The following is a 25,296-nucleotide window of genomic DNA, read 5'->3' as shown; positions in this document are numbered from 1 at the left end:
ACTTCCCCCGCTAGAGGGAAGTCACCTTTCTCATTATCTCTGGTAACTGGAATGAATTTTTAGCATAACGAGAAAATATCTAACGTGATCAAAATCACAGATGTTTTGTTCATTTTGTATTGATGACTAAAAACAAGAAGCGTGATTATTCTCACACTATAACCCACACTTCCATGTTATTTCTAAGCGCAATTACTAGAGACCTGAGAAAAGTAATCCACCTGAAAGGGCGGTTTACTTTTCTCTTTTTTTTGTCTGCATAAAATGAGAGTCCGATATGCAACAATCCTCATATCGCCGTTGGATAACACTCGCCATTATTAGTTTCAGCGGTGGCGTTAGTTTTGATTTAGCCTATTTACGTTATATCTATCAAATTCCCATGGCAAAATTCATGGGATTTAGCAATACCGAAATTGGATTAATAATGAGTACCTTTGGCGTTGCCGCTATTATTCTGTATGCGCCCAGCGGCGTTATTGCCGATAAATTCTCCCATCGCAAAATGATCACCTCAGCCATGATAATTACCGGCTTGCTCGGTCTGCTGATGATGACCTATCCACCGCTGTGGGTCATGCTCTGTATTCAGGTCGCCTTTGCCATCACGACAATCCTGATGCTGTGGTCGGTATCAATTAAAGCCGCCTCGCTGCTGGGGGATCACAGTGAACAAGGGAAAATCATGGGCTGGATGGAAGGCCTGCGCGGCGTCGGCGTCATGTCGCTGGCGGTATTTACCATGTGGGTCTTTTCTCGCTTCGCACCGGACGACAGCAACAGCCTGAAGGCCGTGATCCTGATTTATAGCGTGGTTTACATCCTGTTGGGAATTTTGTGCTGGTTCTTCGTGAACGATGGCAACAGCCGCAACCACGGTGCGAAGGAAGATAAGCAGGCGTTTCAGCTCAAAGATATCATCGCCGTGCTGCGTATCAGCACCACCTGGTATTGCAGCATGGTTATTTTTGGCGTCTTTACGATCTACGCCATTCTCAGCTACTCCACCAACTATCTGACTGAAATGTACGGCATGTCGCTGGTCGCGGCGAGCTACATGGGGATCGTCATCAACAAGATCTTCCGGGCTATCTGTGGGCCGCTGGGCGGCATCATCACCACCTACAGCAAAATTAAGTCGCCAACGCGCGTGGTACAACTGCTTTCAATTGTCGGCGCCGCTGCGCTGATTGCCCTGCTGGTGACGAACTCAAATCCGCAGTCCGTAGTTATGGGGATCGGCCTGATTCTGCTGCTGGGCTTCACCTGCTACGCCTCGCGCGGGCTTTACTGGGCTTGTCCCGGCGAGGCCAGAACCCCTTCTTACATCATGGGAACCACCGTAGGGATCTGCTCGGTGATCGGTTTTCTGCCCGACGTGTTCGTCTATCCGATTGTCGGCCACTGGCAGGATACGCTCCCGGCGGCACAAGCCTATCGCAATATGTGGCTGATGGGACTGGCGGCGCTGTGCATGGTCATCCTCTTCACATTCTTATTGTTTCGCAAAATTCGCACCAACAATGCCGCACCGGAAAAGATAACCTCACTGGCCGCAGAAACCTCCGGCGAGTGAAGATGGAAAATTAAAGGAGAATGACAATGTCAAAGAAATACATCATTGGAATTGATGGCGGAAGTCAGAGTACCAAGGTAGTGATGTACGATCTGGAAGGTAACGTGGTGTGTGAAGGAAAAGGTCTCCTGCAACCGATGTTTACTCCCGACGCCGATACGGCAGAGCATCCGGACGACGATTTATGGGCTTCATTGTGTTTTGCTGGCAAAGACTTAATGAGCCAGTTCGCGGGAGATCCAAAAGACATTGTCGGGATTGGTCTGGGCTCCATTCGCTGCTGTCGCGCATTGCTCAAAGCAGACGGCACGCCCGCTGCGCCATTGATCAGCTGGCAGGACGCGCGCGTCACCCGCCCCTATGAGCACGCCAATCCTGATGTGGCTTACGTCACCTCATTTTCAGGTTATTTGTCACATCGCTTAACCGGTGAATTTAAAGACAATATCGCCAACTACTTTGGTCAGTGGCCGGTGGATTACAAAACCTGGACATGGAGCGACGACCCGGAGGTGGTGAAGAAATTCAATATCCCGCGCAGGATGCTGTTCGAGGTGCAGATGCCGGGAACCGTGATCGGGCACTTGACCGACGCTGCCGCGAAGGCGACCAGCTTCCCTGCCGGATTACCGGTGGTTTGCACCACCAGCGACAAACCGGTAGAGGCCCTGGGCGCAGGATTGCTGGACGACGAAACCGCGGTTATCTCATTAGGCACCTATATCGCCCTGATGATGAACGGCAAAGCGCTGCCCAAAGATCCCGTCGCTTATTGGCCAATTATGTCTTCGATTCCGCAAACGCTGCTCTACGAAGGCTATGGCATTCGCAAAGGGATGTGGACGGTCAGTTGGCTGCGGGACATGTTGGGGGAATCACTAATCCAGGATGCGAAAGCGCAGGATCTGTCGCCGGAAGATTTGCTGAACAAGAAAGCGGCCAGCGTACCACCCGGTTGCAATGGCCTGATGACCGTCCTGGACTGGCTGACCAACCCGTGGGAACCGTTCAAGCGTGGGATCATGATTGGCTTTGACTCCAGCATGGACTACGCATGGATTTACCGCTCTATTCTGGAAAGCGTTGCGCTGACGCTGAAAAACAATTACGACAATATGTGTAACGAAATGAATCACTTCGCTAAACAAGTGATCATTACGGGCGGTGGTTCAAACAGCGATCTATTCATGCAAATCTTTGCCGACGTGTTCAATCTTCCAGCAAGACGGAATGCCATTAACGGTTGCGCCAGCCTGGGCGCGGCAATTAATACGGCGGTAGGGCTTGGTCTCTATCCGAACTATGAGACCGCGATAGAAAAAATGGTGCGGGTGAAAGATGTATTCACACCAATAGAAAGCAACGCCAGACGCTATGACGCGCTGAACAAAGGGATTTTCCGTGATTTAACCCAGCACACCGATGTGATCCTGAAAAAGTCGTATGAAGTGTTGCATGGCGGCCTGGATAACGTTAATTCGATTCAGAGCTGGTCTAACGCATAAGGTTGTCCGGCCTGCATGTAGCACTCAATGCAGGCCGATAAACCCATTATCATCAGGCAATATTCAGATATTTATGGGTCTGCATCGACAGACGCCAGTTACGCGCAATACAGGTATCAATACACAAACGCGTGGCATCTTCTTTCTGGCTGATTGGCTGTAAGGCGATGATACGCGGTTTGTCGTCGCTCAACGTAGCCAGCAATTCATCCAGCGCTTCAATATCGCGAACGCGACCAACCGGATGTTTGATTTCATTCGCACGCTCCAGCGCCTGCGACAGCACATCATAACCGCCGCGCATATTCACCTTCGGCGATACGGTCACCCAGGTATTCGGCGTACAGCGCACTTCGTGGGTACCGCTGGTTTCAATCTGGCAGCTAAAGCCGTTCTTTTCCAGCAGGTCTGTCAGCGGCATCAGGTCATGAATGCAGGGCTCGCCACCGGTTATCACCACGTGACGGGCGGTATAGCCCTGACGCACAATGACCGCCAGCAGATCCTCGCTGCTTGCCGCGCCCCATTTATCGCTCTCTTTGGTCTTAGCCAGGATGCTGTACAGGGAGACTTCCCGATCCTCAAGCTTATCCCAGGTGTGTTTGGTATCGCACCAGGCACAGCCAACCGGGCATCCCTGTAAACGAATAAAAATGGCGGGGACGCCGGTAAAGTAACCCTCACCTTGCAGGGTCTGGAACATCTCGTTAATCGGGTACTGCATAGTCATCTCTGTGAGGGGGATAAAGCATAAGTATCGCAGATTTCGGTCATCAGGTCATGTACGGGAGCCGCCGCGCCTCTGTGGCTTCAGGTGCTGTCGCCAGCGGTGATGATTTAATATTTTGAAGGTATGTTGTTTATCGCTCTGAGCAGGCCTTTTTCAGTCTCGATATAATTTCCAGTCTTCAGCTGAGCCAGTATCTTCATGATGCTGCTGCGTGACAGAAAGGTACGGCTTAAAATATAAGAAACAATGCTGACATTATTTCTCACTTCTTCTGTTTCATCCATCAGTTCATAGAGCTGATAGCATATAATCTCATAAGAAGATAATGCCGAGATCTTCGTGCAGTGATCGAACATTCTTGTCGCACTATAAATTAATAGCGCGGCTACGCCTTTCCACAGGTTACTCCTGTCGATAATCCGGTTAGCATCGGCAATAGAAAGCACGCTAATATCAGAAGTCTCATTCGTTCTGATATAGAAATAATCATGCTCCAGCAACTGCGTACTTAAGCCAAATATGTAGGGAGCTGATTCTGAATTTAAGGCAATACCGTCGGCATGGCGATAAAGCGTAATGTTACCGTGATGAAGTAAAAAACATTTATGTTCCCCTTCCACTCTAAAGTTAAGTGACTGCTTATTGGCGAGCGTCAACTTATTGGCTGAAGGTGTAAGGATGCTTATCAGTTGATTGATATCAGCCAGAGGCTTTTTGTGTCTGATGCTGTAACTTATTGAGGTAGCTCTTTTTTTATTATTCACAAATAAATCCCTCCATAGGCTTATGAACATCCCCCTAACGCACTCCCCTCACATAAACGATAATTATGATAATTGTTTTAGATTTTTAAAAGTTGTTTATGGGTGTAAAATTACACCCATAAACAACTTGCATAAATATCCATAATACTATTATGGGTACTGAATTCATTCTTCTTAAAAATCATCCAATTTGATATTACAGCCATTTTAGTAAAAGGAAATAAGTAATAAAACCATAAATTACTTATCAGAATTATTTTGTTATATAAACAAGATTAAATATTACTTTGAAGATATTGATTTAAAAAGAAATAAGATTAAGATCTATCGGATAATTCTGAGTCAAATTTTAAGTGAGCGTCAATCAACATGAGGAGTATGTTATGGATACCGAACATCCGGATCGCAGTCTGATCCTCTCCGCTACCGCCGAACTGCTGGAAAGCCTGGCTCCTCTGGCGACTTTTGCTATGTATCCTCCCAACACCCGGTTATATCTTTATAATAATGGCGTTGCGTACTGCTATCTGGTACGAAGCGGCGTGTGCAACGTCTATCATCAGACGAGTGAAATTCTGCTGGGCACGCTGTATGTGCCAGGGATCATGGGTCTCAGTGGAACACTTTACGCCGAGGCGGGGATGTTTATTCAGACCCACAGTACCTCTGAGATCGCCATTACCCGTACCGATAAGGTCAACCAGTTCGTCACCGAGCACAATCTCTGGAGGCTGCTGGCCTGCCATAGCCTCAGAGTCACCTCACGACTGTATACGATAAATACCAGGCTCATGGCCACCTGTGCCTATGAAATTGTCCGCGTTCAGTTACAGGAGTTGATGAGTGAACCAGCGGAATACAGACATGATGTTTCTGCCGCGCAGTATATCCAGCAGAAAACCAGCCTTTCACGTAGCAGCATTATGAAAATCCTCGCCCAGCTTAAAAAGGGGGGCTATATCAGCATTGAAAACGGCATCCTTTTGACAATCGAGCATCTTCCGTTAAAGTACTAACCTATTGTATCAACGAAGAAAAATAACGTACTCTCTTCGATGAAATGTTTACCCTTATAATATGTTCTTGTTTTGTTAACTGACAGTCGCTATTTTCCCAAGACTTACCACCCCTCTGGCATAACCCTTTTATCGCGGAAAACACACAGGGTGTAAAATTACACCCAAAAAAGTGTTGCCGGATATTTTGAAATGTACAAGAATAATCTCATACAAATTATAACGTTTGACAAACCCGTTTTAAATATAAAAGCAGGGAACTGTCATTCTTATTAATATTATCATTAGAGATCTGTGAGCCTGGAAACGGGACGATATTCTATTGATAAATTTCAAAAAGCTGCCGTTTGCCTGGCAATACATTAATACTAATAAATTGAATATACTCAAGGAATAGATCATGAAAAGCAAATTACTGCCTCTGGGAGCGCTGATTTCGTCTCTGGCTGGAGTTTCAGCGATGGCAGCTGATGGGGAGGTGAATTTTAACGGCGAGATTATTGATGCCGCCTGTAAAGTCACCAATAGTCCGGCCAGTCCGCTGACGGTGACATTAGGTCAGGTCAGTAAGAGCGCCTTTACCAACGCAGGCTCTACTGCTGCACCGACCAAATTCACGTTGCAGCTCACGGATTGCCCGGTAAGCGCAACCAAGGCGGCCGTGAAGTTTGACGGCTCCCCGGTGACAGGGAGTCCTGGCGTGCTGGCCCTGACCGCAGAAACTGGCGTGGCAGGCGGCGTGGGGATTCAATTATACGACGATGCCAATACCGCGATTCCGCTGTATAACGCATCCAAACAATACCCTCTGACGTCAGGTACCGGCGTGGTGAATAATCTGGATTTTATTGCGCGCTATATCGCCACATCGACAACGGTGACTGCAGGCAAGGCTAATTCAATGGCAAGTTTCACCATTGTTTATAATTAATAGCCCGTCATACCTGCATAACGAAATTGTTATTCGGACCGATGGATTATTGTCGGTCCGTCCTCACTCTTTTAATGAATGACTAATGATGAAACTTATTCCTCTCACCTTGCTGACTGCACTAATAATAACCTCCGGGTTAGCCCAGGCTGGCCTGATTGTGGGTGGCACCCGCTTAATTTACGATGGGAGTAAGAAAGAGTCTTCAATTAATGTGAGCAACCCGGACCATGCACCTTATCTGGTACAAAGCTGGGTCGAGCCCGAAATTAATCGCGCAGAGAAAACGCCGTTTGTGATCACCCCGCCGTTATTTCGTCTGGACGGCGGGCAGGAAAATGTCTTGCGCGTCGTGCGGGCGGGCGGGAATCTACCGCAGGATAGGGAATCGCTGTACTGGCTGAATATTAAGAGTATCCCCTCGATAGAAAAAGATCAGGGTAAAAACCTGCTGCAGATCGCGGTCAAGACGCGCATCAAACTGATCTATCGCCCTGAAGGTTTAACAGGCTCCGCGGAAGTGTTAACCCATAAGCTTTCCTGGCAGCGCCGCGGCAACCGGCTGGAGGTGAGTAACCCGACCTCATTTTATATGAATTTCCAGAGCGTTACCGTTGCAGGTAAAGAGCTGGAAGATGCCCGGTATATTGCGCCGCAGAGTAGCGCCATTTTTGAATTACCCAGCGGTGCGGGTAATAGCGTGAGCTGGAAAATTATTAATGATTACGGCGGAATCGGCGAGCTTCATCGTGCTTCGTTCTGATAAATAACAGCACAGGAATCCGGCGTTAATTATTTACCCTTCAGGGAAGGACTACACAGATGGGGAGCCCAAAAAACCTGCGCGAATATCCACAAACCAATAATATCCGCAGGCTGATTTATCTTTTTTCGACACCCTTTTTACTATTAAATTTAACGACTTTTGCCTCACACGCCAGGGAATATTTTAATCCGCTGATGCTGGAAATTGACAACCCGCATCAGGAAAAGACCGATCTTAGCGTATTTGAAGAGGAAAACGGCCAGGCGCCGGGCGTTTACCGGGTCGATATCTCTGTCAACAACCAGTTTCAGGAAACCCGGGAAGTGGAGTTCAGCATGCAGCCCGGCCCGGACGGGAAAGCGCTTCTGTCGCCATGCCTGAGCGTGAGCCAGCTTAGCGCGATGGGAGTCAAAACCGCCCTGTTCCCGGATCTGGGCGATGCCGCCGCGCCGTGCGCCAGGCTGGACGCGATCCCGCAGGCCAGCGCTGAGTTTCGCTTTAGCGCGCAGCAACTGCTGTTGAGCATTCCGCAGGCCGCCATTGCGATGAATCCACGCGATTACGTTCCTGAAACGCAGTGGGATGATGGGATCACCGCCCTGCTGCTTAATTACAGCGTGAACGGCGCCACTACCCTGGCGCGGGATCGTCGCGGCACAGACAGTACGACCCAGTACGCCAACCTGCGTCCCGGCATGAACATCGGTCCCTGGCGGCTGCGTAATTACACGACTTTTCAGCGGGATAATAACGGTCGCGACAGCTGGGACACCGTCTATACCTATTTGTCCCGTGATATTCGCGTCCTGAAGAGCCAGCTGATGCTGGGAGACAGCGCCTCCCCGTCCGATATCTTCGACAGCGTTCCCTTTCGCGGCGCGCAGCTGGCGTCCGACGAGGAGATGATCCCCGACAGCATGAAGGGCTATGCACCGGCGATCACAGGCATCGCGCGAACCAATGCGCAGGTGATTATCCGCCAGAACGGGTATGTTATTTATCAGAGCTATGTGGCGCCGGGCGCATTTGAAATCAACGACATGTACGCCACCGGCGGCAGCGGGGATCTCTATGTGACGATTAAAGAAGATAACGGCAGCGAACAGAATCTCATCGTACCGTTTGCCTCGCTGCCGGTGCTCCAGCGTGAACAGCGGCTGAAATATTCGCTGACCAGCGGCCTGTATCGTTCGTATGACCGCAGCGTGGAAAAGACGCCGTTTAGCCAGGCGACGCTGATCTACGGTCTGCCCCGGGGTTTTACCCTCTACGGCGGCGGCCAGTTCGCGGACCACTATCAGTCGCTGGCTCTGGGAGTCGGTAAAAATCTGGGGGAAATTGGCGCGATTTCGCTGGATGTCACCCAGGGCTGGTCGAAGATACAGAGCCAGCCGAAGGAGAAAGGCCAGTCATGGCGGATCCGCTACAGCAAAAATATTGTCGAAACCGGGACCAACTTCGCCATTGCCGGTTATCGCTACTCGACCGACGGCTATTACACGCTGGCAGAAGTCATGGATACCTGGCGCGGCGGGAGCACCCCGCCGTTTTTCGAGCGCAGGCGTAACCGTACTGAACTGTCGCTGAGCCAGAATTTGTGGGAAAGAGCGGGTTCGCTGTCGCTGAGCCTGATAAACGAAGACTACTGGAACAGCGGCCGGACCCTGCGGTCGATGAGCGCCGGTTACAACAATAGCTGGAACGGCATCAGCTACGGGCTTAATTACAGCTATAACATCAACTCGACGTCGCGCAGCGGGCGCTCCGGCAAAGAAAAGGTCTATGACCGCGACCAGGTGTTCTCACTGAACGTTAGCATTCCGCTGAGCCGCTGGTTGAGTAATGCCCACGCGTCGTGGAACGTCAGCAGCAGCCAGAAAGGAAGCACCAATCACACCGTGGGTCTCAATGGTACGACGCTTGAGGGCAATAACCTGAGCTGGAGTATACAGCAGGGTTACGGCAGCCAGGGGACGGGCAACAGCGGTAATCTGAACGCCGACTATCGCGGGACCTATGCTGAAGCCACCACAGGATATGCTTACGACAAAAACAGCCAGCGGCTGAACTACGGTCTACAGGGCGGCATCGTTGCGCACGCCAGCGGCGTCACCTTCGGCCAACCGCTGGGTGAAACCATCGTGCTGGTTCAGGCACCAGGTGCCTCTGGGGTTGGCGTGAGCAACCAGAGCGGGGTGAAAACCGACTGGCGCGGCTATACCATCGTGCCTTATACCTCGCCCTACCGTAAAAACCAGGTGCAGCTGAATACGCTGACGCTGCCCGATAACGTGGAGCTGACGCAGACCACCCGCAACGTGGTACCGACGCGGGGAGCCGTGGTGCAGGCCAGCTTTAACGCCAGCGTGGGCCAGCGCGTGATGATGACGCTATTGCTGCAGGGTGGAATGCCGGTGCCATTTGGCGCGATGGTCAGCGATACCGCGCAGAAAAGCGCCCAGGCGTTTATCGTTGGCGATGGCGGACAGGTGTATCTGACCGGTCTGGCCGACAGCGGCGCGCTAAGTGTGAAATGGGGGAAAGGCGCAGAGCAGCAGTGTCAGGTGAACTATTCCCTGGTGAAATCGAAGCCGGAAAATAGCGATATTCAGATCATTAGCCAGCGGTGTCATTAAGTAAATAACTTAGCCGTTCAAAGAAACTAAATTTTTATCTGATACCTGTTGCGTATTGAGGTATACCAATGAGCAAAATGAAATTTCAGAAAATTATCTGGATCGCTGCTTCTCTAATGTGCAGTTCATTTTCTGCGCTTGCCACCTGCAGAATCGAACAACAACAGGGGGTTATGGCATGGGATAATATAGATATTGGTACAATCTATGTACAACGTGATATTCCCGTCGGTCAGAAGATCGGTACGATAAAATTACCTGCGCCCTTTACTGGCCCATGGTTCGGTTGTCAGGGGGGAGAATTAATTTCAGTATCCATGTTTCGCGATGCAATTAGCGGTTTTCCCCATATCTATAGTACGGGGATCCCCGGCGTCGGGATAAAGGTCTATTATACGGCGTTCACGCAAGATACATTTGATAACCCACCCAGGACAGGAACAATGGGACAGGGTGCAATCCCTGTCGATGGCTCCGGGCTGGGTCAGGGCGTAACGGTGGAGCTATATAAGACGGGACCGATAACATCAAAAAATATTGATAGCGGATTGTATTTTCAAAAAACCTACGGTGACCTTGAGGTTGTCAGGGGAAGTATCGTCGCAGGTCAGGTTATTCAGTTAGCGTGTTCGCTAAACAGTTCAACTATTACCGTACCGTTGCCTGATGCTTTAGGCAGTGAGTTCACCGCAAGAGGTACAACCAAAGGCGAGCGAACCTTCACGATAGATCTTAACTGCGATGCAGGTGCCCGCATTAACGCATCGTTAAGCGGGACACAAAGTGCAGAGACCTCCAATGACAGTATCCTGGCGTTATCAGGGGCCGGAACGTCAGGGGTTGCGAAAGGGATCGGGATCCAGCTGCTTTATGACGGCACGCCCCTGAAGCTGAATAACAACATCGTGCTGAAAACCTCAGCAGGCGGTCAGGAATTCCCTCCGGGAACCTTCACCGCACGCTATTTTCAGACGAAAGACAACGTGACCGCGGGCAGCGCTAACGCCACAGCGACGCTCAATATTACTTATCAGTAGACGGCTCCGCCATCTGAGTTATAAAAAGGAGGGGACTAAATGAATATTCATAAAAGATTCATTCATCTGGCGCTGGCGGGGCTATATCTGGGAGCGGCAGTAAATATTGCCGAAGCAGAACCGGTCAATATTAATATTACCGGCAAAGTCGTCGCCTCACCTTGTACCGTTGACACCACCCAATCACAGCTCAATGTTAATTTGGGTGATAATATTCAGGCCACCGCCCTGGGACAGCCAGGTAACGTCACGGCATTCAAAATCTTTTATTTAATCTTAAAAGATTGTCCTTTTGGCACAACATCGGTAACGGCGGCCTTTTCCGGAACGCCAGCAGCGAACAACCCCGAGGATTATGCCAATACCGGGACGGCAACCAATGTTAACGTACAGCTTAAAGAGAGTCTGGGTTCCGGTAACGGTAAGTTTTTAGGTCCGGGAACCACATTAAAGCGTAATGTTGCAACCGACCGCACTGTCTCCTTCCCGATAGGCGCACGCGCCATTGCTGCAGCGGCAGACGTTATGCCCGGCACGATAGTGACTGTTTCACAAGTCACCTTCACCTATCAGTAAACCTGACTTCTCTGCTCAACGGGTGTTTATCATGCAGCAACAAATGAAATATGTTCTCCCGGCGCTTTGTCTGGCATGCCCTGCATATGCTGCGGAGATCAATATCGGTGGTCATGTTGTGGCTTCTCCCTGCGTAGTCGATATCGCCTCGCAAAACCAGAGCGTTAATTTCGGCCAGCTCCGCTTAAATGAAATGCGCGCCGACGGAAATGCTTCCGCGTGGAAATCGTTTGAGGTAAGGCTTTTCAAATGCCCGGCAGGAACGACATCGGTGGACGTGACGTTCAACGGACAACCGGCAGCAGAAGATCCCACGTTGTATGCCAATACGGGGACCGCCGCCAACGCCGCCGTGCAAATGGCCCGGGACACGAACAAGGCGCAGGTGCAGGGCAACGGCAGCAGCATGAGCGTCCCCGTTGACGCTCAGCGCAAGGCAACCTTTTTACTGGCTGGTCGGGTGATCGTCTCTGACACTACCCTCCCCGGTACGTTTAATTCCCTGGTACAAATGAATTTTACTTACCGATAAACAAAACTACCCTGCTCTAAATGGGTTACTGAGAATAGTCACCTGAAATAGCGGTGAGAGTATGCGTTATGTTACAGAAAAAGAAGAATTATATATTCACTTTGGTATTTGGGTTAACCAGTGCGTTTACTGCCCCTGTTGAAGCGGCCAGCTGTGTTAATTCCGGCGGATATTATACGTTCTCAGGAGCGCTAAATTATCAACGTGATGACGCCACCATGAATGTTTTCAGTGATAAATTTGGATCTATTGGCAGCGAAGTATGGGGGTTGGGTTGCTTTGGGGATCCTGACGCCGACAGAGATGTGTACTTGCGTTTACAGGTTAATTCAGCCCCTGTTGCAGGTTATACCGATGTCTATCCCACGAATATCGACGGAATTGGCGTTCGTTATAATTTTGCCCTGAATACAGGCTCATTGTCTTTTTGCCCGGTGCAGTTTGACGATCATATTTCAAACTCAACCCGGACTTACACCTGCCATATACTTAACAAGGACACGCAGGGTTTATCCATGGGAGCATCACTGCAATTTGTGAAAACAAAGCCCAATGTCGCCTCAGGAGCAATAACGACAATACCGTCTGTAACCTCAAGCTATTCGTTAAATAATCAAAGCGGGCAGTGGGATTTAAATCCCATCTGGTCAGGTGCGGGGTCAGTGGTGGTAACGGTCCAGGCCTGTGCAATAAATAACTCGAGTATCGCTGTTCCCCTGGATCCGGTATTAGCGGATAGTTTTACCGGAGCAGGAACCACCAAAGGCGATCGGACCTTCACGATAGACCTGAACTGTGATGCGGGCGCCCGCATTAACGCATCGTTAAGTGGGACGCAAAGTGCAGAGACCGCCAATGACAGTATCCTGGCGTTATCGGGAGCAGGAATGTCAGGAGTTGCGAGCGGAATCGGGATCCAACTGCTGTATGGCAATACGCCCCTGAAGCTGGATAACAACATCGTGCTGAAAACCTCAGCAGGCGGGCAGGAATTTCCTCCGGGAGCCTTTACCGCACGCTATTTTCAGACGAAAAACAACGTGACCGCAGGCAGCGCTAACGCCACTGCGACGCTCAATATTACTTATCAGTAGGCAACTTCGCCATCAGAGTTATACAAGGAGAGAATTAAAATGAATATTCATAAAAAGTACATTCATCTGGCGCTGGCAGGACTGTATCTGGGGACGACAATCAGTATTGCCGGGGCCGAACCCACCAATATTAATATTACCGGGAAAGTTATTGCGTCCCCGTGTGTCGTAGCCAGTGGCAGCAATATCAATGTTAATTTAGGAGACATCCCGGCTGCAGATATTGCAGTGGCAGGTACAACATCTACCCCGGTTAATTTTACCATTAACCTTGCCAGTTGCCCGGTGGGAACCACCAGCGTAGTCGTGACGTTTACCGGAACGGAAGATCCCGACTTTCCGGTACGCTATAAAAATACCGGAACGGCGAACGTTGCGATAGAACTGATCCAGGTCAGCACCGGTTACCTGAAAGGAAATAATACAAATATTACTCAATCAGTCCTCGCCGATCGTACCGTTACATACAATTTACGTGCCCGGACCTATTCCAAAGGTAATGTGATGCCGGGGACGATCTCTGGTATCGTTCAGGCCAACTTTACCTACAATTAAGTGACCCTTTTGCAATTCACAATGACTCATCAGTAAACCGAACTATTTCTGTGTAAAGGATATTTATCATGGTGCAACAAATGAATTATTCTATCCTGGCACTTTGTCCCCTGTGTCCAGCGACCTTTTTACTGGCAGGTATCTGCCCCCTTCCCAATACGTTTAACTCTTTGGTACAAATGAATTTTAATTAATAAAAAATACCCTTATTATTAATAAATGCCTCTGCTGGCTTCTGGTATATTAAATATGAAAATACTTATACAGGACCCTTACGAATTTTATTGCGATGGATTGAAACATTTTTTTATAGAGATATTCTTTGGAAGAACCGCCAATAACATCATTTTTTTAACATCTTACTCCCAACAAAACTTTGATAAGGCAGATATCGTCGTTATTTCTCTGGCTCCAGGAGAGCATCTCATGTGTTTTCCTGAACTGCAAAACAGGACAACAGGCATTATTATTGGCTTAACCGATGAGGTGATTGACTCCCCTTCCGATCTGCCCTTTTGCATTGCCCGGATCATTTTTATTCACCGACAGGACTCACTGTCGACAGTCAAAGAGAAAGTATTAACCGCCTGGCGGGAATCAAGAAAAAAGCAAATACAGCCGGGGAAAACATTATGTCTTCATTGTCCACATAAAGTCCTGACCAGGCAGCAAAGGCGTATTATGTCCTTTATCTATCAGGGGATAACGACATCTGAGATTGCCCACAACATGTCAATCTCAGAGAAAACGCTCTATGTGCATAAATACATCATCCGCAAAAAGTTTAATCTGCGAACGAATCATGCGCTATTTTGCTTCCTTCAGAAACTTGCCGATAAAAACAGCCAGCAGATTTATCTGCTTCAAGTTCCGCTGAACGCATAAAAAAACCCGCCGCAGCGGGTTTTTACGTTAAGAGTTAAAGAACAGGATTACGCCTGACCTTTGATCTCTTTACGACCGTTGTACGGCGCTTGTTCACCCAGAGCTTCTTCGATACGAATCAGCTGGTTGTACTTAGCAACGCGGTCAGAACGGCTCATAGAACCGGTTTTGATCTGGCCTGCAGCGGTACCCACAGCCAGGTCAGCGATGGTAGCGTCTTCAGTTTCGCCAGAACGGTGAGAGATGACAGCGGTGTAGCCAGCGTCTTTCGCCATTTTGATCGCAGCCAGAGTTTCGGTCAGAGAACCGATCTGGTTGAATTTGATCAGGATGGAGTTAACGATGCCTTTTTCGATGCCTTCTTTCAGGATCTTGGTGTTGGTTACGAACAGATCGTCACCAACCAGCTGGATTTTGTCGCCCAGAACTTTAGTCTGGTATGCGAAACCGTCCCAGTCAGACTCGTCCAGACCATCTTCGATGGACACGATCGGGTACTGTTTGGTCAGTTCTTCCAGGAAGTGAGTGAATTCTTCGGAGGTGAATGCTTTGTTGCCTTCGCCAGCCAGAACGTATTTACCGTCTTTGTAGAATTCAGAAGCTGCACAGTCCATCGCCAGGGTGATGTCTTTGCCCAGCTCGTAGCCAGCTGCTTTAACCGCTTCAGCGATTACAGCCAGAGCTTCAGCGTTGGAACCCAGGTTCGGCGCGTAGCCGCCTTCGTCACCCACTGCAGTGTTCATACCTTTAGCTTTCAGAACTTTAGCCAGGTTGTGGAACACTTCAGAACCCATACGTACGGCTTCTTTCAGGGTTTTAGCGCCAACCGGCTGAATCATGAACTCCTGGATGTCAACGTTGTTGTCAGCGTGCTCACCACCGTTGATGATGTTCATCATCGGAACCGGCATGGAGTATTTGCCCGGAGTACCGTTCAGTTCAGCGATGTGTGCATACAGCGGCAGGCCTTTAGCAGCAGCTGCTGCTTTGGCGTTCGCCAGGGACACAGCCAGGATGGCGTTTGCACCGAAGTTGGATTTGTTTTCAGTACCGTCCAGATCGATCATGATCTTGTCGATGCCAGCCTGATCTTTAGCATCTTTACCCAGCAGAGCCTGAGCAATTGGGCCGTTAACAGCTGCAACAGCTTTCAGTACGCCTTTACCCATGAAACGGGATTTGTCGCCGTCGCGCAGTTCCAGTGCTTCGCGGGAACCAGTAGAAGCACCTGACGGAGCTGCTGCCATACCAACGAAACCACCTTCCAGGTGTACTTCGGCTTCAACAGTCGGGTTACCACGGGAGTCGATGATTTCACGACCGATGATTTTAACGATTTTGGACATTAGATTTTCCTCAGTACAAGTTAAACTAAAACTCCAGACAAACAATGCACCCGGATGGGTGCATTGCCGTTCTAACTTTTTTACTTCTTACTTCGCCTGACGCTTCTGATGTTCACTGGCGGCTTTCACAAAGCCGGCAAACAGCGGGTGCCCATCACGTGGCGTGGAAGTAAATTCCGGGTGGAACTGACAGGCCACGAACCACGGATGATTCGGTACCTCAATGATCTCGACCAACTGATCATCACCGGAACGGCCTGCAATACGCAGACCCGCAGCTTCAATCTGTTTCAACAGCATATTGTTGACTTCGTAACGGTGGCGATGGCGTTCAACAATTGTCGGCGCGCCGTACAGCTGACGAACCAGGCTATCGTCGCTCAACTGACACTGCTGGGCGCCAAGGCGCATTGTGCCGCCCAGATCGCTCTTCTCGGTACGGACTTCAACGTTGCCGTCTTCATCGCGCCATTCGGTAATCAGGGCCACCACCGGGTACTTACAGTCTGGCACAAATTCCGTGGAGTTGGCGTTATCCATACCCACTACGTTACGTGCAAACTCAATCAACGCAACCTGCATACCCAGGCAAATACCCAGATAAGGAACATTGTTTTCACGCGCAAAGCGCGCTGTCGCGATCTTACCTTCAACACCACGGTAGCCGAAGCCGCCAGGGATCAGGATTGCATCAAGACCTTTCAGGATCTCAACGCCGCGCGTTTCGACATCTTGCGAATCGATCAGCTTAATGTTGACGGTGACACGATTCTTCAGACCACCGTGCTTCAATGCTTCGATAACTGACTTATAGGCATCCGGCAGTTCAATATACTTGCCGACCATACCGATAGTCACTTCGCCTGCCGGATTCGCTTCTTCGTAGATAACCTGTTCCCATTCTGACAGATTAGCTTCCGGACAGTTCAAGCTGAATCGTTTACAAATATAATCGTCAAGGCCCTGGGATTTCAACAGGCCTGGAATTTTATAGATGGAATCGACATCTTTCATTGAAATAACGGCTTTTTCTGGCACGTTACAGAACAATGCAATTTTTGCACGTTCGTTGGCCGGAACCGCGCGATCGGAACGACAGATCAGAATGTCAGGCTGGATACCGATAGACAGCAACTCTTTTACCGAGTGCTGAGTCGGTTTAGTTTTGACTTCACCGGCAGCGGCCAGGTAAGGAACCAGAGTCAGGTGCATGAACAGCGCGTGTTCACGACCGATATCTACCGCTAATTGGCGAATCGCTTCCAGGAATGGCAGGGATTCGATATCACCGACCGTACCGCCGATTTCAACCAGAACGACGTCATGACCTTCGCCACCGGCAAGGACACGCTCTTTAATCGCGTTGGTGATGTGCGGGATAACCTGTACGGTTGCACCCAGATAGTCGCCACGGCGCTCTTTGCGCAGGACATCGGAGTAAATTCGACCGGTAGTGAAGTTATTGCGGCGAGTCATTTTGGTACGAATGAAACGCTCATAGTGACCCAGGTCCAGGTCGGTTTCAGCGCCGTCTTCAGTAACGAACACTTCCCCGTGTTGGATTGGACTCATAGTACCTGGATCGACGTTGATATACGGATCCAGTTTCATCATGGTCACGTTGAGGCCACGAGCCTCAAGAATGGCTGCCAGGGAGGCTGCGGCAATGCCTTTACCCAGAGAGGATACGACCCCGCCGGTCACAAAAATATAGTTCGTTGTCATGCTGGACCTGAGAAGTTAGGGTGAAACGATGGAATTACCAAGACGGGAAAGTAGTATACCCGAACATGACGAGCGCCACAAACTTTCATTATTCCTCCTCTTCACCAGGCTCACATAAACATCGGGAGTGAGAAAATAGCCCCTTTGGGGTAAATGTTTTTGACGTAAATCAAGCGCTTGTTATTTAAAAAATCACACAAATCGCCCTTGACCGACGAAATCCCTTAGAGATCAATTTCCTGCCGTTTTACCTGTTGCCAGACTTCTTCCATAGTTTCCAGATCAACACCAGTCATTTCCAGACCCCGAGCCGCTACAATTCGCTCAACCTCACGAAAACGGCGCTCAAATTTCTCGTTCGCTTTTTGCAATGCGATCTCAGCTTTAGTGCCTAAATGCCGAGCCATATTGACCGTCGCAAACAGCAGGTCGCCCATTTCCTCCTCCAGTTTAGCCTGGTCGACAACAGCCTGCTTCGCCTCAAACATGACTTCATCAATCTCTTCGTAAACCTTGTCGACAACCGGTCCTAATGTTTTCCAGTCAAAGCCAACATTAGAGCAGCGTTTCTGGATTTTTTGGGCGCGCATTAACGCCGGTAAACTTCGGGGAATATCGTCGAGCGCGGAATGCTGCGCCTTCTGGGCGCGTTCTTCGCTTTTGATTTGCTCCCAGCGGGTCAACACCTCAGTGCTGTTACTGGCAGAAACATCAGCAAAAACATGTGGGTGGCGACGCTCAAGCTTATCGCTGATGGCGGCGCAAATATCATTGAAATCGAAACGTCCTTCTTCCTGCGCCATCTGGGCGTAAAACACCACCTGGAACAGCAAGTCACCCAGCTCTCCACGCAGGTCGTCGAAGTCTTCCCGCGCAATTGCGTCCAGCACTTCATAGGTTTCTTCGAGGGTGTAAGGGGCAATAGTGGCGAATGTCTGCTCTTTGTCCCAGGGACAACCGTTTTCCGGGTCGCGCAGGCGCTGCATAATACCGAGCAGTCGGTCGATTTGATTCATTGGAATATCCTGAAATTTCAATACGCGAGGCCAGATAAGACGACAGCCGATATCCGGCAACATGGCAATGCCTGATGGCAACGCTAACGCGCCTCACCAGGCATGCAAACTTATCTGGCCTATAAAATAATTAATTACCGTGCAGACGACGTGCGTCGATCACATCCGGCACCTGGTTCAGCTTGCCAAGCACGCGCCCGAGCACCTGCAGGTTATAGATTTCGATGGTCATATCGATGGTAGCCAGCTGCTGTTTGGTATCACTCCGGCTGGCAACCCCCAGCACGTTCACCTTCTCGTTGGCAAGAATCGTGGTGATATCACGTAATAAGCCGCTGCGATCGTTAGCCTGGACGCGAACCACCAGCGAATATCCTGCCGAGTAGCTTTCGCCCCAAACCGCATCAACAATACGTTCCGGCGCATGGGAGCGCAGCTCGGTCAACTGTTCGCAATCCGCCCGGTGCACGGAAATACCGCGGCCCTGAGTGATAAACCCGACAATTTCATCGCCTGGAATCGGCTGGCAGCAGCGCGCGATGTGGTGCATCAGGTTACCCACCCCTTCCACCACCACGCGACCGTCGTCTTTACGGCGACTCTGCGGCGCCTGCGTTTTCTGCTGAAGCTGTTTCAGCGCGGCGGCATCCTGTTCGGCTGCGCTTGGCTTATTAAACTGCGCCTGCAGGAAGTTCACCATCTGGTTGAGGCGAATGTCCCCCCCACCAATCGCCGCCAGCAGCTCATCCAGCTCATTGAAGCTGTAGCGCGGCAGCAGGTGCTTTTCCGCTTCTTTCAGGCTAATGCCTAAATGCGCCAGCTCATCGTCGAGGATCTGGCGGCCAGCAAGGATGTTTTTGTCGCGGTCCTGTTTACGGAACCAGGCGTGGATCTTCGAACGCCCCCGACTGGTGGTTACGTAACCGAGGTTAGGGTTCAGCCAGTCGCGGCTTGGGTTAGGCTGTTTCTGGGTGATAATTTCAATTTGATCGCCCATCTGCAGCTGGTAGGTAAACGGTACGATGCGCCCGCCAATTTTCGCGCCAATGCAACGATGCCCCACATCACTGTGAATATGATAAGCAAAATCGAGCGGTGTGGAGCCCGCAGGTAAGTCCACAACGTCGCCTTTTGGCGTAAAGACGTACACTCGGTCATCAAAGACCTGGCTACGGACTTCATCCAGCATTTCACCAGAGTCCGCCATCTCTTCCTGCCAGGCGATCAGCTTACGCAGCCATGCAATACGATCTTCATGACCAGAGCGCGCTACGCCTGAAGCGGTGCCCTCTTTGTACTTCCAGTGTGCCGCAACGCCCAGTTCGGCATCTTCGTGCATCTGTTTCGTACGGATCTGAATTTCAATGGTTTTGCCGCCCGGTCCCAGCACAACCGTATGAATTGACTGATAGCCGTTGGGTTTCGGGTTAGCGACATAGTCATCGAACTCATCCGGCAGATGGCGATAGTGAGTATGCACTATCCCGAGCGCGGCATAGCAGTCCTGTAAACGCTCCGCCACGATACGCACCGCGCGCACGTCGAAAAGTTCATCGAAGGCCAGCTGCTTTTTCTGCATTTTGCGCCAGATGCTGTAGATGTGTTTCGGACGTCCGTACACTTCGGCTTTGACGCCTTCCGTTTTCATCTCTGAGCGCAAATGACCGACGAACTCATCAATGTAATGCTCGCGATCGATGCGACGTTCGTGCAGCAGCTTGGCAATACGTTTGTATTCAGCCGGGTGCAGGTAACGGAAGCAGTAATCTTCCAGTTCCCATTTTAATTGCCCGATACCCAAACGGTTGGCCAGCGGCGCATAGATATTGGTGCACTCTTTTGCCGCCAGAACGCGTTCATCTTCTGGAGCGTCCTTCACTTCACGCAGATGTGCAATCCGCTCCGCCAGCTTGATGACCACACAGCGGAAATCATCCACCATAGCCAGCAGCATGCGGCGAACGTTATCGACCTGTTCGGATGAGACTGAATCGGTATGAGTGGCCTTAAGCTGGCGTATTGCCGCCATATCCCGCACGCCGTGGATAAGATGAACAATGGATTTGCCCACGCTCTCGCGCAGGATGTCTTCACTGACCACGTTGGCATCTGCCAGAGGGAACAGCATTGCTGCGCGCAGCGTGTCGATATCCATGCTCAACATGGAGAGTATTTCTACCATCTCTACGCCACGCCACAGCAGCAGTTCCGCATCCGGATGCCCCTGTGTCTGCTGCTGGCAGTACGCCCAGGTTTCGGCTAAGCGTTCACACGACTGCTGGCTGGAGATCCCCAGACTCGCGATCCATTTCTTTGGATCAAACTCACCAGCTTTATTTATATGTGCACTTCTTACCGCAACCATTGTCCTCTCCTTAAGGGGCCTGGCCTGTCGAAGTCGACAAGCCATACCCATTGTCTTTCGTCTTTCACGCTGCATTACCACCCGAAATCCAATGGGTACAAAATTTATTACATACGCTCAAACAGGACCATTGATTCCAGGTGTCCAGTGTGCGGGAACATATCGAGCATCGCCAGTCGCCGTATGACATATCCCGCGTTGAGCAAAGCGTCGCTGTCACGAGCCAGCGTTGCCGGGTTACAGGATACATAAACAACGCGTATAGGTTCTAATTTTATAATATGTTGCATCACACCTGCAGCCCCCGCACGCGCAGGATCGAGCAATACTTTGTCGAATCCGTTTTTCGCCCACGGCTGCCGGGTAACATCTTCCTCAAGGTTTTCATGAAAGAATGTCACATTGTGTAATCCGTTATTCAGCGCGTTTTCCCGGCCTTTTTCCACCAGCGCCGGTACCCCTTCCACCCCCACCACGTTTGCAGCCCGGGTTGCCAGCGGCAGGGTAAAATTACCCATTCCACAGAACAGATCGAGTACGCGATCTTCAGGTTGCACATCAAGCCATTCGAGCGCACGGGCCACCATTTGTTGGTTTACCCCTTCATTGACCTGAATAAAATCACGCGGGCTGAAGGTTAACCGTAGTCCATTTGAGTCATACCAGGGCGACTCTTCTGATATTGATTCCAGTATCTCGCTTTGCGGGGCCAGAAACAAAGACAGCCCCTGAGAATGCGAAAAGCATTCCAGTTTTTCTTTGTCCTGAACACTTAATGGCGCCGTGTGGCGCAAAATCATCAGGGTTCCGCTCCCCGCCTGCACCAGCTCGACATGACCAAGATGGCGTAACCCTTGCAGACTTTCCAGACACGCCCGGATGTGGGGCAAGAGCGCTTCAAGCTGGGGCACCAAAATAGGGCATTGTTTGACATCGATAATGTCGCTGGATGCGGATTTGCGAAACCCCATCTGCAATTTTTGTTCTTTTGGCCGATAGTTCAGGCTCAACCTGGCGCGACGACGATAGCCCCACGGGGTATCAGCTATAACATCCGACACTTCACATTTCATTAAACGCGACAACGCCGCGCTTTTGCTACGCTGCTGCAACAAGATGCTGGCATGCTGCTGCTGGCAGCCGCCGCACACGCCAAAATGCGGGCAACGTGGCACTTCACGCTGCGGACTGTCGTTTAAACGTCGTTTTACTTGCGCGCGGGCGAACTGTTTTTTATCTTCGGTAATCACCACCTCGGCGCTTTCCTGAGGTAGCAATTCCGGTATAAACAACGCCTTTCCGTTATGGCGAGCAACGCCCTGGCCGAAAGGATCAAGGTCATTGACGGTAACGGTTATGATCTGACGCGTCGTCACGCGTCGTTTTGCAGAGTAGAATTGCGCCATCGACGAGATATTTCTCTATTTAACAGTGTGACCCTAATTGTCCCATAACGGAACTCCATGACCAACTACAGCCTGCGCGCACGCATGATGATTCTGATCCTGGCACCGACCGTCCTGATTGGTTTGCTGCTCAGTATCTTTTTTGTTGTGCATCGCTATAACGACTTGCAGCGTCAACTGGAAGATGCTGGCGCCAGCATCATTGAGCCACTCGCGGTCTCCAGCGAATATGGCATGAATCTGCAAAACAGAGAATCCATCGGCCAACTTATCAGCGTGCTGCATCGTCGCCATTCCGATATCGTGCGGGCAATTTCTGTCTATGACGAGAATAATCGGCTGTTTGTCACATCCAATTTTCATCTCGATCCGTCTGAAATGCAGCTGGCAACCGGTTCACCATTTCCCCGAAAGCTGAGCGTCACCCGGCTCGGGGATATTATGATCCTGCGAACGCCAATTATATCGGAAAGCTATTCGCCGGATGAATCTGCCGTCAGCGACGCCAAAAATACGGAAAATATGCTGGGGTATGTGGCGCTTGAACTGGACCTTAAGTCAGTAAGATTGCAGCAGTATAAAGAGATCTTTATCTCCAGCGTAATGATGCTGTTTTGTATCGGTATTGCGTTAATTTTTGGCTGGCGTCTGATGCGCGACGTGACTGGCCCGATTCGCAATATGGTAAATACCGTTGACCGAATACGTAGAGGACAGCTCGACAGCCGCGTCGAAGGTTTCATGTTGGGCGAGCTGGATATGCTCAAAAATGGCATCAACTCGATGGCGATGTCACTTGCGGCCTACCATGAAGAGATGCAGCACAACATCGACCAGGCCACCTCTGACCTGCGCGAAACGTTGGAGCAGATGGAAATCCAGAACGTCGAACTGGATCTGGCGAAGAAACGCGCCCAGGAAGCGGCGCGTATTAAGTCTGAGTTTCTGGCTAACATGTCGCATGAGCTGCGTACGCCGCTGAATGGCGTGATTGGCTTCACCCGCCTGACGCTTAAAACCGAGCTCAACACGACGCAGCGCGATCACCTGAATACGATTGAACGCTCGGCCAACAATCTGTTGGCCATCATCAATGATGTGCTCGACTTCTCCAAACTTGAGGCGGGCAAACTGATTCTGGAAAGCATCCCATTCCCGCTGCGTAGCACGCTGGATGACGTCGTCACGCTGTTAGCGCACTCATCCCATGATAAAGGGCTTGAACTGACGCTAAATATTAAGAATGACGTGCCGGACAACGTCATCGGGGACCCGCTGCGCTTACAGCAGGTAATCACTAATCTGGTTGGCAATGCCATCAAATTTACCGAAGGCGGCAATATCGACATTCTGGTCGAGAAACGCGCCCTCAGTAACACGAAAGTGCAAATTGAAGTGCAAATCCGCGATACCGGAATTGGCATCCCTGAGCGCGATCAGTCACGCCTGTTCCAGGCCTTCCGCCAGGCCGATGCCAGTATTTCCCGCCGCCACGGCGGGACCGGACTGGGTCTGGTCATTACGCAAAAGCTGGTCAATGAAATGGGCGGAGATATCTCCTTCCACAGCCAGCCGAACCGGGGCTCCACGTTCTGGTTCCATATCAGCCTCGATCTCAACCCTAACGTTCTCGTGGATCGCTCAACCACGCACTGTCTGGCCGGAAAGCGGCTGGCCTACGTTGAACCTAACGCCACTGCCGCGCAATGCACGTTAGATATCTTGAGTGAAACACCGCTGGAAGTGATTTACAGCCCTTCATTCTCCGGGCTGCCGAAGGATCACTACGATATTCTGCTGCTTGGCATACCGGTCACTTTACGCGAACCGCTCACCATGCAGCATGAGCGGCTGGCAAGCGCAGCGGCGATGACCGACTTTTTGTTACTGGCTCTGCCTTGCCATGCGCAGATCAACGCCGAGAAATTAAAGCAGGGCGGCGCGGCGGCGTGCCTGTTGAAACCTCTTACCTCAACCCGCTTACTGCCAGCGTTGACAGAGTATTGTCAACTGAACCACAGCGCGGCTCCGCTACTGTTAGACGAGAGCAAAATTGCGATGACCGTCATGGCGGTGGACGACAACCCGGCGAACCTCAAGCTGATTGGCGCACTGCTGGAAGATAAAGTGCAGCACGTCGTGCTCTGCGACAGCGGACATCAGGCTGTAGATCGCGCCAAACAGATGCAGTTTGATCTCATCCTGATGGATATTCAGATGCCAGACATGGACGGTATTCGCGCCTGCGAACTGATCCACCAGCTTCCTCATCAACAACAGACGCCGGTCATTGCGGTCACCGCGCATGCCATGGCCGGGCAAAAAGAGAAGCTGCTCAGCGCCGGGATGAATGATTACCTGGCGAAGCCTATCGAAGAAGATAAGCTGCATAATCTGCTGTTACGCTACAAACCCGGCGCGAGCACATCGCTGAGGGCGCTCGCTGTTGAACCGGTCGTCAATCCGAATACCACACTCGACTGGCAACTGGCGTTAAGGCAAGCCGCCGGTAAAAACGATCTGGCGCGGGATATGCTGCAAATGCTGCTCGATTTTCTGCCCGAAGTGCGTAACAAAATTGAAGAACAGCTGGTCGGTGAAAACCCTGAAGGACTGGTGGATATGATCCATAAACTGCATGGCAGTTGCGGTTATAGCGGCGTTCCCCGCATGAAAAACCTGTGTCAGCTGATTGAGCAGCAATTACGTAGCGGGAGCAAAGAAGAAGAGCTGGAGCCTGAGTTTTTAGAGCTTCTGGATGAAATGGATAACGTTGCGCGCGAAGCGAAGAAGTTGTTAGGGTAAAGATCTGATTGCCGGATGACGACGCTCACG

At 50.7% G+C, this 25,296-nt stretch carries 20 protein-coding genes; 13 read left to right on the top strand and 7 right to left on the bottom strand.

Annotated elements, in window-relative coordinates:
- Positions 1-277: 277 nt before the first annotated feature.
- A complete protein-coding gene (locus tag GFC06_RS09285) occupies positions 278-1,576 on the top strand; it encodes an MFS transporter (RefSeq protein ID WP_016154227.1) in 1,299 nt (432 codons plus the stop codon).
- A gap of 26 nt (positions 1,577-1,602) precedes the next feature.
- Positions 1,603-3,081: an FGGY-family carbohydrate kinase gene (locus GFC06_RS09280; RefSeq protein ID WP_153690067.1), complete on the top strand. Its 1,479-nt coding sequence runs from the start codon at positions 1,603-1,605 to the stop codon at positions 3,079-3,081.
- Positions 3,082-3,133: 52 nt separating this feature from the next.
- On the opposite strand, the gene queE is transcribed toward GFC06_RS09280, so the two are convergent.
- Both queE and GFC06_RS09270 read right to left on the bottom strand, forming a co-directional pair.
- Positions 3,134-3,805, bottom strand: coding sequence for a 7-carboxy-7-deazaguanine synthase QueE (gene queE / locus GFC06_RS09275; protein WP_016154229.1), 672 nt, complete (start codon positions 3,803-3,805; stop codon positions 3,134-3,136).
- 113 nt (positions 3,806-3,918) lie between these two features.
- Positions 3,919-4,575: a winged helix-turn-helix transcriptional regulator gene (locus tag GFC06_RS09270; protein ID WP_046276166.1), complete on the bottom strand. Its 657-nt coding sequence runs from the start codon at positions 4,573-4,575 to the stop codon at positions 3,919-3,921.
- 383 nt (positions 4,576-4,958) lie between these two features.
- Here GFC06_RS09270 and GFC06_RS09265 point away from each other — a divergent pair, with 383 nt between their 5' ends.
- The 10 genes from GFC06_RS09265 to GFC06_RS09220 all read left to right on the top strand — a co-directional run bounded on the left by GFC06_RS09265 (position 4,959) and on the right by GFC06_RS09220 (position 14,603).
- Positions 4,959-5,591 (top strand): winged helix-turn-helix transcriptional regulator, encoded by a 633-nt coding sequence (locus GFC06_RS09265; RefSeq protein ID WP_047499398.1) that lies wholly within the window; start codon positions 4,959-4,961, stop codon positions 5,589-5,591.
- Between the two features lie 400 nt (positions 5,592-5,991).
- Positions 5,992-6,522, top strand: coding sequence for a fimbrial protein (locus GFC06_RS09260; RefSeq protein ID WP_153690066.1), 531 nt, complete (start codon positions 5,992-5,994; stop codon positions 6,520-6,522).
- A gap of 88 nt (positions 6,523-6,610) precedes the next feature.
- Complete coding sequence (locus tag GFC06_RS09255; RefSeq protein ID WP_219816052.1) at positions 6,611-7,285, top strand: fimbrial biogenesis chaperone; 675 nt, start codon at positions 6,611-6,613, stop codon at positions 7,283-7,285.
- A gap of 59 nt (positions 7,286-7,344) precedes the next feature.
- On the top strand, positions 7,345-9,924 hold the full coding sequence (locus tag GFC06_RS09250) for a fimbria/pilus outer membrane usher protein (RefSeq protein ID WP_153690065.1): 2,580 nt from the start codon (positions 7,345-7,347) through the stop codon (positions 9,922-9,924).
- Between the two features lie 173 nt (positions 9,925-10,097).
- Complete coding sequence (locus GFC06_RS09245; RefSeq protein WP_194831215.1) at positions 10,098-10,961, top strand: fimbrial protein; 864 nt, start codon at positions 10,098-10,100, stop codon at positions 10,959-10,961.
- Positions 10,962-11,000: 39 nt separating this feature from the next.
- Positions 11,001-11,537: a fimbrial protein gene (locus GFC06_RS09240; RefSeq protein WP_153690063.1), complete on the top strand. Its 537-nt coding sequence runs from the start codon at positions 11,001-11,003 to the stop codon at positions 11,535-11,537.
- Between the two features lie 31 nt (positions 11,538-11,568).
- Positions 11,569-12,069: a fimbrial protein gene (locus GFC06_RS09235; protein WP_052138005.1), complete on the top strand. Its 501-nt coding sequence runs from the start codon at positions 11,569-11,571 to the stop codon at positions 12,067-12,069.
- A 68-nt stretch (positions 12,070-12,137) separates the two neighbouring features.
- Positions 12,138-13,163, top strand: a complete 1,026-nt coding sequence (locus tag GFC06_RS09230) for a fimbrial protein (protein WP_153690062.1) — start codon at positions 12,138-12,140, stop codon at positions 13,161-13,163.
- Positions 13,164-13,202: 39 nt separating this feature from the next.
- Positions 13,203-13,718 (top strand): fimbrial protein, encoded by a 516-nt coding sequence (locus GFC06_RS09225; protein WP_153690061.1) that lies wholly within the window; start codon positions 13,203-13,205, stop codon positions 13,716-13,718.
- Positions 13,719-13,967: 249 nt separating this feature from the next.
- Positions 13,968-14,603, top strand: coding sequence for a helix-turn-helix transcriptional regulator (locus tag GFC06_RS09220; RefSeq protein ID WP_194831214.1), 636 nt, complete (start codon positions 13,968-13,970; stop codon positions 14,601-14,603).
- A 47-nt stretch (positions 14,604-14,650) separates the two neighbouring features.
- Here GFC06_RS09220 and eno read toward each other — a convergent pair whose 3' ends face one another.
- The 5 genes from eno to rlmD form a co-directional block, all read right to left on the bottom strand.
- Complete coding sequence (gene eno / locus GFC06_RS09215) at positions 14,651-15,949, bottom strand: phosphopyruvate hydratase (RefSeq protein WP_003034129.1); 1,299 nt, start codon at positions 15,947-15,949, stop codon at positions 14,651-14,653.
- An 87-nt stretch (positions 15,950-16,036) separates the two neighbouring features.
- Positions 16,037-17,674, bottom strand: coding sequence for a glutamine hydrolyzing CTP synthase (gene pyrG, locus GFC06_RS09210; protein ID WP_016154233.1), 1,638 nt, complete (start codon positions 17,672-17,674; stop codon positions 16,037-16,039).
- 224 nt (positions 17,675-17,898) lie between these two features.
- Positions 17,899-18,690 carry a nucleoside triphosphate pyrophosphohydrolase gene (mazG, locus tag GFC06_RS09205; protein WP_049040397.1) on the bottom strand — a complete coding sequence of 264 codons (792 nt, stop codon included), beginning with the start codon at positions 18,688-18,690 and terminating at the stop codon, positions 17,899-17,901.
- Between the two features lie 130 nt (positions 18,691-18,820).
- The gene (gene relA / locus GFC06_RS09200) at positions 18,821-21,055 is read right to left on the bottom strand and encodes a GTP diphosphokinase (RefSeq protein WP_047357898.1); all 2,235 of its coding nucleotides are present in this window, start codon (positions 21,053-21,055) and stop codon (positions 18,821-18,823) included.
- Positions 21,056-21,162: 107 nt separating this feature from the next.
- Positions 21,163-22,461: a 23S rRNA (uracil(1939)-C(5))-methyltransferase RlmD gene (gene rlmD, locus GFC06_RS09195; RefSeq protein WP_153690059.1), complete on the bottom strand. Its 1,299-nt coding sequence runs from the start codon at positions 22,459-22,461 to the stop codon at positions 21,163-21,165.
- A gap of 57 nt (positions 22,462-22,518) precedes the next feature.
- Between rlmD and barA the strand changes: the two genes are divergently transcribed.
- Positions 22,519-25,266: a two-component sensor histidine kinase BarA gene (gene barA, locus GFC06_RS09190; RefSeq protein ID WP_016154237.1), complete on the top strand. Its 2,748-nt coding sequence runs from the start codon at positions 22,519-22,521 to the stop codon at positions 25,264-25,266.
- The last annotated feature ends 30 nt before the right edge of the window (positions 25,267-25,296 follow it).

The organism is Citrobacter braakii, assembly GCF_009648935.1.
In the GTDB taxonomy this organism is placed as follows: domain Bacteria; phylum Pseudomonadota; class Gammaproteobacteria; order Enterobacterales; family Enterobacteriaceae; genus Citrobacter; species Citrobacter braakii.
Note: the sequence above shows the minus strand (reverse complement) of the source record. Positions and strands in the feature narration are given on the sequence as shown.